The sequence below is a fragment of the Pseudoalteromonas sp. J2K-J599 genome (genome assembly GCF_059295115.2).
Genome location: NZ_CM200271.1, coordinates 896,231 through 908,678, shown reverse-complemented (window position 1 = coordinate 908,678; position 12,448 = coordinate 896,231). Strand labels below are relative to the sequence as shown.

The window sequence follows — 12,448 nt, the reverse complement described above, 5'->3', positions numbered from 1 at the left end:
TATTCGTAACCGTAAACCTATACACGAACTCGGTCTAAGATCAGCGAAACCATACCGTTTAACTGCTCGTCTTTACATTCTTCATGACCCATAAACCATGCAAATAAGTCAGGGTCTTCTTCTGTTAGCAAACGTTGAAAGATAGCCTGTTGCTCTGCGCTCAAAGAGTCGTATGCTTCTTCTACAAACGGCATAAACAAAACATCTAGCTCTAACATGCCACGACGACAAGCCCAACGAATACGTGCTTTACTATGAATTTCAACCATTTTAAACCTCATACTTAATTGACTCGAGTTTAACAAACACAAGCCTGTTTAGCAGCTATTAATCTCTCATTAAATAATAAACCCGCACCAATAAGCGCTTGTCTGTACCATACGTAACAACTGCGTTATTATGTCACTTCATTTATATTGCAAAGAAGGTTTTTATGTCGAGCGTTTATGCATGTCCGTTATCTCATCAACTTATTAGCCTCCGCGGTGCTGATAAATTATCTTATCTGCACGGACAAATCACTCAAGATCTAAATAAATTAACCAGCAGTAATTATTTGTGGGCTGGCCATTGCAGCGCCAAAGGTAAACTTTGGGGTGTATTTAAATTATTTTCTTACCAAGATAGTTACTACCTTGCAGGTAGCCAAGCTGAAGTTGAAAAATCATTAGCTGAACTTAAAAAATACGCTGTATTTGCAAAAGTTGATATTACTGAATGCTCAAAACGTTTAATTGGTTTAATTGGTGATGATTTATCTGATGTACTGGCACAACTTGATATTAGCTTTGAAGGCGATGCAAGCGCGTGTGATTTTACTAATGGCAAAGCGCTAAAATTAGCTGATAACCGTGTTTTAATAATGGTTGATAACCAATTTAGCATGCCTGATAACGTATCCACACTTGATAACGAAGCCCCTTGGCAACAAGCAGCGATGCTTGCCGGTGAGCCTCAGCTAAGTGCAGATGCAATTGGCGAGTACGTTCCTCAAATGGTAAACCTACATGCTATTGGCGGTATAAGTTTCAAAAAAGGGTGTTATACAGGTCAAGAAACCGTAGCCCGTATGAAGTACCTTGGTAAAAATAAACGTGCAATGTATATCGTTTCAGGGCAAAGCGAAGGGATTCTTTCAGAGCCTGATTTAGAAACCCAATTAGGCGAAAATTGGCGCCGTGCAGGTAAACTTATTGCACAAAGCTTTGATGAGCAAACAAATAAATTAACAGGCCTCGTTGTGTTGCCAAACGATACTGATGTAACTCAGGTACTTCGTGCAAAACACACACCTCAGGTGGAGCTAAGCATTCTGCCTCTACCCTACTCTCTTGAAGATGAATAAATAGGAATGACTATGATCGTTGCGGCAAACAAAGTGGTAAAAATGCATTATTCAGTAATGGATAATGATGGCAATAGCATTGATAACTCGTTCGGTGGTGAGCCACTACACTTTATCATTGGCACAGGCTATTTAATTTCAGGCCTAGAAAATGCTTTGCTGGGCAAGCAACCAGGCGACACGCTTAGCGTAAAGGTTGAACCTGAAGAAGGTTACGGCGAGCGCCACGAAAACCTAATGCAAGCAGTACCTAAATCAATGTTTGAAGGTATGGAAATTGAAGTTGGCATGCAATTTCGTGCATCAACAGATGATGGTGACCAATCAGTAATGATCATCGATATCCAAGATGAAGAAGTGATTGTAGATGGTAATAACCCACTTGCAGGTATAACACTTAACTTTGATGTAGAAATACTAGAAGTACGTGATGCTACAGAAGATGAATTAACTCACGGCCACGTACATGGCGAAGGTGGGTGTGGCCACGACCACTAATGCACTGCTAAACAGATAAAAAAAGCGCCTTAGGCGCTTTTTTTATATCATATTGTTACGCTTAACCGTTTCAGCTTTTGGCTTACTAGGCAGCGCGATTGATACGTTTTTTTCTTTTAAAGCAGCTAGTAAACCTTTTTGATCGTTTGTACCAACTCTATACAATGTGCCATCTTTGAGCGTTAACTGTATTGCACTAAAGCCAGATACTGTATATACCCAACCATCATGAGTAATTCGCATACCAATACCGTGCCTGTAAGAGTTTTGAACTGCTTTTGCTTCTGCTACTTCGCTAAGCTCAATACTTTGCCCAGCAACGCCTGGACCAAACGCCCAGCTAATATTTTTATCATCTACTTTTACTGTTAGGCCATGGAACAAAAAGCCCACCAGCACTAAAATCCCAGTAAATATTATTAAAGGTCCATCAGCGCCTAACAAGTTCCACGCAAGCGCCACAAAACCGCCAATCCACGCTAATACAAAAAAGATAAACACCGCATACTGTTTATGCTGATACATAATATTCTCTAAATTAAATAAATACTTAAAAGCTGTATACCAATGTAGCACTCAGCTCTGAGTCAAACTTGAGTTTATCATCTTCGGGTTTTGAATTATAACGATACATGTAGGTAAATTTGAGTGATACCGCGCCAATCACTTGGCTTATCAGTGCTGTTTCCGATTTTAAGCGAGAATTAAGACCTGAAAGCGACTGCTCTATACTCACATCTTGATTAAAACGAGTACGCTTAGAGACCAAACGTTCCCACTGCATTGCAACACGTACTAAATAACCGGTTTTATCAATTTCATCTTCGCTCACATCCGAATCTTCATCGGCGACTGAACGGTATAAACCAGGTCCTATATCAATATCTACTTTGTTTTTAGAGCCTTGATATACACGCGCACCATAGCCTGTCGCCACCGTGCTTTTAAAATCAAGTCCACTAAACTCATCTTCTTCGTAATCACCGTAAATAAAAAATGAGGAGTTTTTAACACCTACTTTATAGTTACCTTGCGCTGATACAAAAATACGATTAGCTGTAACATCAGTGCCACCGCTTTCATCGTTCTCATCACGCTTATAAAGAGAGTCTATTTTAAATTGGTTACGCCATTTTTCAAAATCTTGGTATAAATTACCTTTGAGCTTAAAACTGGTCGAATTGGTGTTACCTTTACTTAGAATAAAACCAAATTCAGTATCACCGTAAAGCATATCACCTTTGTGTAACTCATGAATTTCTTCATCAGAGAGCTTGCCATATTCATGAAAATCTTCAAATGGATCAACAGCCCAACTTGGGCAGCTAATTATTAAAAAAATTAAAAATAAATACTTACACACAACACTCTCTCTGCACACAATTATAAAAATAAGCGGTATTGCTTATTCACTCTCTTTCCATAAAATATGACAAAACGGAGCATCTTTATCACGACTAATCAAAATTTTAGCAAACAAAACATCATCATTTTCAAATTCTAAACCAACTAGCACCTGAATAAAGTGCTCTGGCTCTATCTCAAGGGCAACAAAATCTTGCCACTGATCGTCTGGCTCGTCTTCTTCGATAAAGCCTAGGTCTTCTCTAAACTCATTAAAGTCTTCAACATCTTTATCACTCAAGTTATTTGGCGCTAGCTCTAAAAAAATATCATAAGCTTGGTGAGTAGCTTCTTCTACCGTATATAAACGTGGACCCGACATATGTGCTTAACCTTAAGCTTTTAAGTTGCGCTATATTATCAAATCTCATCATCATTTTGATAAAAAAAAGCGTAAAACACAGACTTTTTTGTAACTGAGTCATGCTTTATTCAGCATACAACTCAAACAATAAATAATAATTTAACTAACCCATTGAATATCAAGATTACTTTTTTAATTTAAGCTTAAAATAACAACGTAAAAAATTTTATTATCTCAAGTGCTAATTGTTTAGCTTTTTCTCATCTAAATCTAACCCTTTAAGACTACAGCTTTAGCAATAAATTCCATTTATTTAAAAAATACCGTCACTTTACTTAATTCTTATAACAACATAAGCTCAACTAACAGGTCAGAGGAGTGTGTAATGATAAAACTAGAAAAACAAAATGGCATTGCAACCGTCACGCTTAGCAGAGCAAAAAAACAAAACGCATTAAGCTTTGAAATGTTTGTAGAGCTAAACAAAGCCATTAAAAACATAAAAAGAGATCGCAGTATTCGTGCTGTAGTAATAAAAGGCGATGGCGAGCATTTTTGTGCAGGCCTTGATATATCAGCCGTAATGGCGGCACCATTGAATATTATAAAATTATTGCTTAAATGGTTACCTGGCAATCAAAACTTAGCGCAAAAAGTAGTATTAGGCTGGCAGTCACTGAGCGTGCCTGTTATTGCACAAATTGATGGCAACTGTTTAGGGGGTGGTTTGCAAATAGCGCTGGGTGCCGATTACAGGATTGTCCATGTTGATGCCAAGCTTGCCATTATGGAAGCGCGTTGGGGGTTGTGCCCCGATATGGGCGCAAATGTAATGATGAGCGGTTTAGTTAAGCGTGACCAAGCCCTTTGGCTTGCAAGCCACGCAAACCCAATCACAGCACAACAAGCAAATGAGCTAGGTTTAGTTACTCAGCTTACCGATGATACTCAACAAGCCACGCAAAACATGCTCAATACATTACTTGAGCGCTCACCCGATACGCTTGCTGCTATTAAACGTGTTACACAACTTAGCTATAAACCAAACCAACGAAAAATACTCGCTAAAGAAACCTTCAGCCAAATTCGCTTATTGCTAAACCCAAACACTAAAAAAGCAATTGCTAAAGCAAAAGGAAAAGCGGATATAACCTACGCAAATACAAAGCACTGGTAGACTATTGCAGAATGCATAAAAGAGTTTGATTTGTTAAAGTTAAGCTCTTATCTTTTCTGTGAGCCACTTTGATGAAATATCTGCTCAGTAGCGCTATTATTTTACTATGTTTAGCCTGCGCTAAACTCATTATGCACTTTATTGGTGGAAGCTTTCCTGCGCCGTTACTCGCTATGGTTATTTTATTAGTTTTACTCTTATCGGGTATTGTAAAAGAGCAACATGTAAAACCATGCGCCTCCCCTATTTTAAATATTATGCCTATATTTTTCATTCCTGCTGGTGTGGGATTTATTGAGCATCTCGGTCTTATAAAATCGCACTGGGCATTTTTAGCATCAGTTGTGGTGCTTGTCCCTATAACTACCTTATTGCTTGTTAGCAGTGTAATTGCGTACTTTAAGGGAAGAGAAAATAATGACTAATTTTACTTTTTCCGCTATTTCAGAGCTACAGCCTAATTTATGGTGGCTAAGTATTCCTTTTATTATTGTATTATTTTTAGCACTAAGGGCCGTAAACCAAAGTATAAAAAACAGCGTATTTAAATCGCTCACCAACCCCGTATTTTTAAGTATTAGTATTATCGCTTTATTACTCGTTAATCTAAACTTGCCTTATACGCAATTTGCCACGCACAGCAAATTACTAAGCTGGTTATTAGAGCCCGCAATTGTGGCTCTAGCGCTTCCTTTATATCAGCAGTTTACACACGTACGAAAAAATCTATTACTCATAGTCGCAACATGTAGCTTAGGCATTGTTAACGCAACCGTTGTGGCATTTTTGCTAAGCATATTATTTAACGCACCTGCACAGCTAAGTGCATCTGTTGCCGCACTCAGTGTGACGACCCCAATATCTTTAATTGTTACCGACTCGTTAGGAGGGATTAGCTCACTTGCTGCGGCTTTAGTTATTTTTATTGGTTTACTAGGCGCTTTATTTGGTTTTATGCTTTTTAAACTCATTAATATTTTTAATCACGAATCTCAAGGCGTTGCCATGGGCACAGCTTGCCATGCAATTGGGACCGCTGCTGCTATTGCTGAGCATCCAAAAGTAGGCGCTTACTCATCAGTTGCAATGGCACTAAGTGCTTTATTAACAGCGATTATAGTGCCGCTGTTATATCCATTTTTAGTCAACATTTTGCTATAGTTGGAAAAATACAACATAGCCCTAACATAGAGCGCTTTATGATCAGTTCTGAAATCGAGCAGTTTGAAAAATATTACACCATGCTTACTGAGTATATGGTTACCTACAGTATGCAAATTGTTGGCGCTATTTTTATCGTCCTCATTGGTTTGTGGATAGCACAAAAGCTTGCCAAATTTGTAGCCGCGTTAATGACCCGTCATAACGTTGATATTACGCTCACAAACTTTGTCAGTAGCGTGGTAAAAGTACTGCTAATTGTAATGGTTATAATTATTGCACTTGGCAAAATAGGTATCAGCGTTACGCCATTTGTAGCAGCCATTGGTGCTGCATCTTTAGGTGCTGGTTTAGCGCTGCAAGGAATGCTTTCTAATTATGGTGCAGGCCTTGCCATTATAGCCACTCGACCTTTTGTTGTTGGTGATACTATTGAAGTTAAAAATGTAAGCGGCCAAGTTAAAACAATTGAGCTTGGCTACACTATTTTAATCAATGAAGAAAAAGTAGAAATCACCATTCCAAATAAGCACATAGTGGGTGAAATACTTCATAACTCATTTAGTTACTCATTGGTCAAAGGTGAAATAGACATAGCCTATAGTGCTTGCTCTGATAACGCGATTAGCCTCATTGAAGACGTACTTAAAGCACATGAATTAGTCGCACAAAATCCGTTATCACAAGTGGGTATTGAACGCTTCGCCGATAGCGGTGTTACAATAAGCTACCGATACTGGGTGCCTACTACTAAAATTATCGAAACCAAACTGGCTATTAACGGTGGTGTTTATAAAGCAATTAATAACGCTGATATTGAAATTCCATTCCCTCAACGCGTCATTACAATTAACAAAGCCGACCTAGAAAGCTAATTTATTTTGAGCTTGCATATCTGCAAGCTCATCCTTTACTCCCCCCTCTGCTCAGAATAAACTCAAATAGTTGTGTTATAGATTTATTTGCCATATAAATAGTGTTAATAAATATCAATACGCACTTAATTTTAATAATAAAAAAACAATAATGAGTAATGATGATGCGCAACACCTTCTACCTAGGCGATTGGCAAGTAACACCTTCAACTAACTCAATTCAACTCACTGGTAAAGCCAAACAGTTAGAGCCCAAAGCGATGGAAGTTTTGTTGCATTTGTGTCAACAAAATGGCGACATTGTAAGCAGCGATGAATTGCTCAATAAATGCTGGAAAAATACTGATATTGGCGATAATCCATTACATAAAACTATCACTCAGCTAAGAAAAGCGCTCGGTGATAAAGCCAATGAACCACATTATATTGAAACTATCCGTAAACGTGGCTACCGCATTATTGCAAAATTATCTTTTCCGTTAGCAGATCCTATCCCAAGCACTAAAAGTACATGGCAGGGAGGATCCCCTTTCTTAGGCCTGCGTGCATATAACCCAAATGATACCCACGTTTTTTTTGGCCGTACCCAACCTATAGCTACCCTGCTGGAAAGGATATCTAGCCAGGTAAATTACGGTCGTGCTTTTTGCTTAATACTTGGCCCTAGTGGTACAGGTAAATCCTCGCTTGTTAATGCTGGAATTTTACCAAGACTGCTAGATGAGCGAGGCTATAATGGCATCGGGGTTATTTCCTACACCCAGATCGACTTTGCAGATGTGCATAAAAATAGACTTTTTCTAGACTTAGCTTCTGCATTACTTGATTGGGATATAAACGCCCAGCCTGTGTTTGAAGGATTAAGCGCGCAAACACTTGCAGAGCAACTAGAATTGGCAATAGATGGCGTAATTAACGCCATACAAGCTGCACTTAGTAAAGCCTCTACACAACTTAAAACACCCCAGTTATTTTTATTTATTGACCGCTTAGAAGTACTGCTTTCTTCTCCTATATTTAGTAGCGAAACACGCAGCCATTTTTTATCGGTTATTGAGTGCTTAGCAATCTCTAAAGCTGTGATTGTATTTAGTGCGTGTCGTAACGACTTTTACCCTTTAGTGGTTGAACAACCAAGTTTAATGGCAGGCAAAGCTCATGGCGCGCACTACGATTTAACACCGCCAAACCGCCAAGAACTCCAACAAATTATTCGCCTGCCAGCGTTAACCGCTAATTTAACGTTCTCCAATGACCCACAAACTCAAACACCACTGGATGAAATATTGTGCGCCGATACAGCCAATAACCCCGATGCATTGCCCATGCTGCAATACACATTGCAAGAGCTGTACTTACAGCGCAGTGATAATAACGAGCTACTGCACAGTGTTTACACAAAACTCGGGGGTATTGAGGGCGCCATAGGCAAAAAAGCAGAAGATATATTTATTGATCTTAGTAATGAGCAACAGCAGCAACTAAAAAGCGTATTATCACAACTGATCACTTTAAACCCAGATGGTAAAACCATTACGAGCCGCGCTGCCCGCTGGCAAACATTAACCAACACAAGTCAAAAAGAGCTTGTGCAAGCCATGGTCGATAGCCGTTTATTTGTATCGCATTTACAAAACCAAGAAGCCTGTTTTAGTCTTGCTCACGAGGCATTATTGCGTCAATGGCCGCGCGCAAAACAATGGATTAATGACCATAAAGATGCCTTAGCAATAAAAAGTCGTTTACAACATCAAGCACAAAATTGGATAGATGAAGGTAAAAGTAGTGCTTACCTCCTAGCGCCAGGTAAACCGCTACAAGAAGCGCAGCTATTACTTAACGACAAACTGTTTAAATTAGATGATAACGAGCATGCTCTTATCAAAAGCTCTGTAAAAAAAACAAAAACAAAAATAAGAGCAAAACGAGTGACCGTTACTTTATTGTGCTTACTTACATTTACCGCGTTATTAATGAGCTTCACTAGTTTTAAAGCCCAACAACATGCGCAAAAAAAACAGCTTGAGGCCGAAAGCTTACTAGGGTTTATGGTGGGTGACTTTGCCGATAAATTACGTAGCGTTGAACGTATGGACTTACTTGATGGTATTAGTAATAAAGCACTTGAGTATTTTACTGATCAAACTGACGATTCAAGTTCACTTTTTAGCTTTAGCGATAATAAAGCACAATTTAACAACCGTTTTCAGTACGCACAAACCCTCGAAGCAATGGGTGAAGTAGCTTATTCCCGAGGTAAAACCGATGAAGCCTTTACCGCCTTTGAAAACGCCCGCACCCGCCTTGAGGCATTATTAAAAATACAACCTAACAACTTAGAGCTACTAACGCTTGCAGGCGCCAATGCCTTTTGGCTAGGTCAATTAGCTTATGATCAAAATGATCATCAAGCTACTGAGCAAATGTTTAAAAAATACCACGCTTACAGTAAAAAAATGTATGCGCTGGCAGCCAATGATTTTAACTCCATTATGGAATTATCGTATTCGTCTAATTCTTTAGGTTCTTTATACATTGAAAAATCCAACTACAGCGCTGCAAAAAAGAACTTTGCAGAGTCACTTTTACTTAAAAATAAAGCGCTTGAACTGAAACCCAATAACAAAGATTTACTTCGAGATAAATCCGATACGATTAGTTGGCTTGCAAAAACAGAAGAGAAGCTAAGTAACTTTAATGAAGCAGTTAATATATTGGAAGGTGCAGTTGGCGTAATCACAAAATTGATTGCTAACTACCCTCGTGATGCAAGCCTTTTTTACACGTCAGCAAACCTATATATGCAACAAAGTTATTTACTGAGCTATTTGAGTGATAAACGGATGGCCCATAAAAAAGCCAGCTTGGCGAATCAAGTTATCAATGAAGCTTTAGTACAAGATCCAAAAAACAATAAATTTCAGCTTATGTATTATCGCTCTTTAGCACATTCACTAATGCTATCTACTGATGAAGCTACTGACTCAACAATTGAAAAAATAATTAATTTTTTAAAATCTCAAAATTTTAAAAATACCAGCACTATTAATACACAAATTACACTGATTCAATATTTTATAAATAGACAATCACCACTCAAAGCGCAGGAGTTATTAACTGAGCTTGAGAATAATGAAAACTACAAACATCAATTAGCCAACCTAACTAAAACTGGTGATTACTTAGTATATACAAGAATAAACTTAATCAAAGCAAACTTAGCTACAACTAATAAACAGCGAGAGCAATTTTGCTTAAGTGCTATCAAAGCAATTTCTAAAGCTGCAAAAATAAGTCAGAGCGTAAAAATAACATACCCACTAGTACAAGCTTATACCTGTTTAAACAGAGAAGACGAGATATCAGAAATAAAAACAAGCCTAGTTAAATTAGGCATTACGAACTTCCAACTATAATTACTCATAAAGGAAATGATATGAATAACACCCTAGAAAATGTCGACTTTCAAGTAAATATTAAACTTAACAACGGTGAAGCTATTTTTAGCTATACAAAAAATGGCGAATCCGCTACTGGCGGTGGTGTTGTAAGAACTGAAACCGCTGGCAACTACAATTTAGACGACGCCACAATTCAAAATGGTTTCGTATTTACTGGCGCTACTATCACCGATATCGACACACAAAAACCATGTGCCCAAGACTTCAGCTATAAAGTAAGTGACAACGGCCACACAATTATCATTACCGACACAGATGAAAATAATGGCTCTGTATGCTTAATCTTTAACGTTGAGTGTAATGGCAATAAATATGAAAGCGCTGATCCTCAAGTTAAGAATGAAAAAGAACTCTAATTAGTAATGCTTATTTTTAAATTGCACATGCATATTAATTGCGGTGCAATTTATTTAAAAGCGCCCCTTAAATAAACATAAATAACAACAACTTAAATCAGAAGGTTACCGAAAGGTTTAAAAAGGATAAATTGAATAAACTGCTAGACATAAAGTTTCATTAACAATAAAAATGAGCAACACCATGTCTAACAATAATGAAAATAGCAGAGCAAACAACACCGACAGCGCTGTATCTGCATTAATCAGCAGCATTTCTAATACCGTTAACAATGAAAAAATAAGCGCAATTATTAATGTCACTAATGTCATGGCCGATGCTATTTTTATTGTTAATGCAGATGGGGTGTTTGAATCAGTAAATCCCGTAGCAGCACGTTTTTTCAATGTAACGTCTGATTCATTAATAGGTAAAAAATGGCAAGATTGTTTACAAGAACAGTATCGCGATGACTATAAATACATGTTTGAAAGTTGGAAAAACAACTATCAAACACCACTCAACCATGGTCCGAAAGAAGTTAAAATAAGAAAAAATAATGGTAACTGTTTAGATGTTGAGTTATCTATATCATGTTTACCCGAATCGGTAGTCGCAAGTACCCCACTTTTTATTTGTATAATGCATGATATTTCAAAGCACGTTAAAAAATATAAAGTACTGGAAAACGTAGCCAGACTTGATCATCTCACTGGTATTGCTAATCGCTGTACTTTAGGAAAAACCATCATAAAAAATTGGCAAGAGTGCATAGTTAACAAGCAGCCTCTTAGCTTTATACTTATTGATATTGATTACTTTAAATTATTTAACGATAACTTTGGCCATGTAAAAGGTGATAAGTGCCTTCAAAAAGTTGCTCGTACAATTGAAGAGTGCTTACCATCTAAAGACAGTTTAGTAGCACGCTATGGTGGTGAGGAGTTTGCTGTTGTGCTGCCTCGTTCGCACATTTCAAATGCACAAATGATTGCTAAGCGTATTCAAGAAAAAATACTCCACATTAATTTTAGAGATCTCGGTTTACCAGCGAATGTAAAAATAAGTGTAAGTCAGGGTTTAGCATGTGAATACAATAATCAATACAGAACATCTGAGGCATTAATATGCGCGGCGGATACTGCCTTATACAGAGCGAAGTCGGAAGGTCGTAATAAATTATGCATAAGGTGATGTACTAATTATTTGGTATAGCATTTATCTACTAAAATAAAAAAACCGCAATTGCGGTTTTTTTATGACTTGAGAAAAGCTTAAATATCGATTAACAATCCTTCATCCTTTTTAATCTTTTCGATCACCATATAAGTATGATGAGTACCCACGCCGGGAATATCTACTAAGTCGCCAAGAACTTGTCTATATTCTTCCATATTAGAAACGCGAATTTTTAATAAGTAATCATAACCACCAGCAACCATGTCACATTCGACTACTTGTTCTATCCTTAATATGTGCTCTCTAAATACTTTAAATACAGCTGTATTTGAAGCAACAAGCGATACTTGAACATGCGCTACTAAGCTCTGATTAAGTTTAGCTTCGCTAAGCTTGGCATAATAGCCTTCAATATACCCTTCTTGCTCTAATCGTTTAACACGATCTAGGCACGGGCTGGCACTCAAATTAACCTGTTTTGCGAGGTTAACATTAGAAATTCTGCCGTTCTTTTGAAGAACGTCTAGTATGGCTAAATCAATACGATCTAGCATGCGTAATCTATTTGGAATTGTCATAACAGAATTTTATGCGGATAAGTTAAATTTATACCCTGTAAATTATCGTAAATCGCGAAATTTAACCAGCATATTCTGCTGAATTTTAATTAGAATGCACTCACAATATCACTGGTAATTTATTGGTAAT

At 37.6% G+C, this 12,448-nt stretch carries 14 protein-coding genes; 9 read left to right on the top strand and 5 right to left on the bottom strand.

Translation table 11 applies throughout. The annotated features are described in order from the left end of the window. Positions 1 to 17 precede the first annotated feature (17 nt). Positions 18 to 269: an FAD assembly factor SdhE gene (locus AC5NT5_RS04100; RefSeq protein WP_002958724.1), complete on the bottom strand. Its 252-nt coding sequence runs from the start codon at positions 267 to 269 to the stop codon at positions 18 to 20. A 164-nt stretch (positions 270 to 433) separates the two neighbouring features. Here AC5NT5_RS04100 and ygfZ point away from each other — a divergent pair, with 164 nt between their 5' ends. After that, on the top strand, positions 434 to 1,345 hold the full coding sequence (gene ygfZ / locus AC5NT5_RS04095) for a CAF17-like 4Fe-4S cluster assembly/insertion protein YgfZ (protein ID WP_182673365.1): 912 nt from the start codon (positions 434 to 436) through the stop codon (positions 1,343 to 1,345). A 12-nt stretch (positions 1,346 to 1,357) separates the two neighbouring features. Next, on the top strand, positions 1,358 to 1,843 hold the full coding sequence (locus AC5NT5_RS04090) for an FKBP-type peptidyl-prolyl cis-trans isomerase (protein WP_002958726.1): 486 nt from the start codon (positions 1,358 to 1,360) through the stop codon (positions 1,841 to 1,843). Between the two features lie 42 nt (positions 1,844 to 1,885). Here AC5NT5_RS04090 and AC5NT5_RS04085 read toward each other — a convergent pair whose 3' ends face one another. The 3 genes from AC5NT5_RS04085 to AC5NT5_RS04075 are packed head-to-tail and all read right to left on the bottom strand — an operon-like array spanning position 1,886 to position 3,569. Then, positions 1,886 to 2,368, bottom strand: coding sequence for a hypothetical protein (locus tag AC5NT5_RS04085; RefSeq protein ID WP_002958727.1), 483 nt, complete (start codon positions 2,366 to 2,368; stop codon positions 1,886 to 1,888). 25 nt (positions 2,369 to 2,393) lie between these two features. Further along, the gene (locus AC5NT5_RS04080; RefSeq protein WP_002958728.1) at positions 2,394 to 3,206 is read right to left on the bottom strand and encodes a DUF481 domain-containing protein; all 813 of its coding nucleotides are present in this window, start codon (positions 3,204 to 3,206) and stop codon (positions 2,394 to 2,396) included. A gap of 42 nt (positions 3,207 to 3,248) precedes the next feature. Then, positions 3,249 to 3,569 (bottom strand): HI1450 family dsDNA-mimic protein, encoded by a 321-nt coding sequence (locus AC5NT5_RS04075; protein ID WP_002958729.1) that lies wholly within the window; start codon positions 3,567 to 3,569, stop codon positions 3,249 to 3,251. A 367-nt stretch (positions 3,570 to 3,936) separates the two neighbouring features. Between AC5NT5_RS04075 and AC5NT5_RS04070 the strand changes: the two genes are divergently transcribed. The 7 genes from AC5NT5_RS04070 to AC5NT5_RS04040 all read left to right on the top strand — a co-directional run bounded on the left by AC5NT5_RS04070 (position 3,937) and on the right by AC5NT5_RS04040 (position 11,755). Next, complete coding sequence (locus AC5NT5_RS04070) at positions 3,937 to 4,728, top strand: crotonase/enoyl-CoA hydratase family protein (RefSeq protein WP_494513435.1); 792 nt, start codon at positions 3,937 to 3,939, stop codon at positions 4,726 to 4,728. Positions 4,729 to 4,799: 71 nt separating this feature from the next. After that, entirely contained in the window at positions 4,800 to 5,153 is a 354-nt protein-coding gene (locus tag AC5NT5_RS04065; protein ID WP_010553207.1) for a CidA/LrgA family protein, read from the top strand. Then, positions 5,146 to 5,889, top strand: coding sequence for an LrgB family protein (locus AC5NT5_RS04060; RefSeq protein WP_169059746.1), 744 nt, complete (start codon positions 5,146 to 5,148; stop codon positions 5,887 to 5,889). Before AC5NT5_RS04065 ends, AC5NT5_RS04060 begins: the two co-directional genes overlap by 8 nt. A gap of 38 nt (positions 5,890 to 5,927) precedes the next feature. Continuing rightward, positions 5,928 to 6,764 (top strand): mechanosensitive ion channel family protein, encoded by an 837-nt coding sequence (locus AC5NT5_RS04055; RefSeq protein WP_002958733.1) that lies wholly within the window; start codon positions 5,928 to 5,930, stop codon positions 6,762 to 6,764. A 161-nt stretch (positions 6,765 to 6,925) separates the two neighbouring features. Next, positions 6,926 to 10,180, top strand: a complete 3,255-nt coding sequence (locus AC5NT5_RS04050; RefSeq protein WP_494513498.1) for an nSTAND1 domain-containing NTPase — start codon at positions 6,926 to 6,928, stop codon at positions 10,178 to 10,180. Positions 10,181 to 10,200: 20 nt separating this feature from the next. Then, positions 10,201 to 10,581, top strand: a complete 381-nt coding sequence (locus AC5NT5_RS04045; protein WP_182673361.1) for a DP-EP family protein — start codon at positions 10,201 to 10,203, stop codon at positions 10,579 to 10,581. A gap of 184 nt (positions 10,582 to 10,765) precedes the next feature. Continuing rightward, positions 10,766 to 11,755, top strand: coding sequence for a GGDEF domain-containing protein (locus AC5NT5_RS04040; protein WP_494513434.1), 990 nt, complete (start codon positions 10,766 to 10,768; stop codon positions 11,753 to 11,755). Between the two features lie 80 nt (positions 11,756 to 11,835). Here the strand turns inward: AC5NT5_RS04040 and AC5NT5_RS04035 are convergent, their stop codons facing one another. Beyond that, the gene (locus AC5NT5_RS04035; protein ID WP_024596882.1) at positions 11,836 to 12,318 is read right to left on the bottom strand and encodes a winged helix-turn-helix transcriptional regulator; all 483 of its coding nucleotides are present in this window, start codon (positions 12,316 to 12,318) and stop codon (positions 11,836 to 11,838) included. Positions 12,319 to 12,448: the final 130 nt, after the last annotated feature.

What these genes read in the sequence shown, in the direction of transcription:
- AC5NT5_RS04100 (WP_002958724.1), bottom strand. Translation starts at nt 269, where the DNA reads ATGGTTGAAATTCATAGTAAAGCACGTATTCGTTGGGCTTGTCGTCGT.
- ygfZ (WP_182673365.1), top strand. Translation starts at nt 434, where the DNA reads ATGTCGAGCGTTTATGCATGTCCGTTATCTCATCAACTTATTAGCCTC.
- AC5NT5_RS04090 (WP_002958726.1), top strand. Translation starts at nt 1,358, where the DNA reads ATGATCGTTGCGGCAAACAAAGTGGTAAAAATGCATTATTCAGTAATG.
- AC5NT5_RS04085 (WP_002958727.1), bottom strand. Translation starts at nt 2,368, where the DNA reads ATGTATCAGCATAAACAGTATGCGGTGTTTATCTTTTTTGTATTAGCG.
- AC5NT5_RS04075 (WP_002958729.1), bottom strand. Translation starts at nt 3,569, where the DNA reads ATGTCGGGTCCACGTTTATATACGGTAGAAGAAGCTACTCACCAAGCT.
- AC5NT5_RS04070 (WP_494513435.1), top strand. Translation starts at nt 3,937, where the DNA reads ATGATAAAACTAGAAAAACAAAATGGCATTGCAACCGTCACGCTTAGC.
- AC5NT5_RS04065 (WP_010553207.1), top strand. Translation starts at nt 4,800, where the DNA reads ATGAAATATCTGCTCAGTAGCGCTATTATTTTACTATGTTTAGCCTGC.
- AC5NT5_RS04060 (WP_169059746.1), top strand. Translation starts at nt 5,146, where the DNA reads ATGACTAATTTTACTTTTTCCGCTATTTCAGAGCTACAGCCTAATTTA.
- AC5NT5_RS04055 (WP_002958733.1), top strand. Translation starts at nt 5,928, where the DNA reads ATGATCAGTTCTGAAATCGAGCAGTTTGAAAAATATTACACCATGCTT.
- AC5NT5_RS04050 (WP_494513498.1), top strand. Translation starts at nt 6,926, where the DNA reads ATGATGCGCAACACCTTCTACCTAGGCGATTGGCAAGTAACACCTTCA.
- AC5NT5_RS04045 (WP_182673361.1), top strand. Translation starts at nt 10,201, where the DNA reads ATGAATAACACCCTAGAAAATGTCGACTTTCAAGTAAATATTAAACTT.
- AC5NT5_RS04040 (WP_494513434.1), top strand. Translation starts at nt 10,766, where the DNA reads ATGTCTAACAATAATGAAAATAGCAGAGCAAACAACACCGACAGCGCT.
- AC5NT5_RS04035 (WP_024596882.1), bottom strand. Translation starts at nt 12,318, where the DNA reads ATGACAATTCCAAATAGATTACGCATGCTAGATCGTATTGATTTAGCC.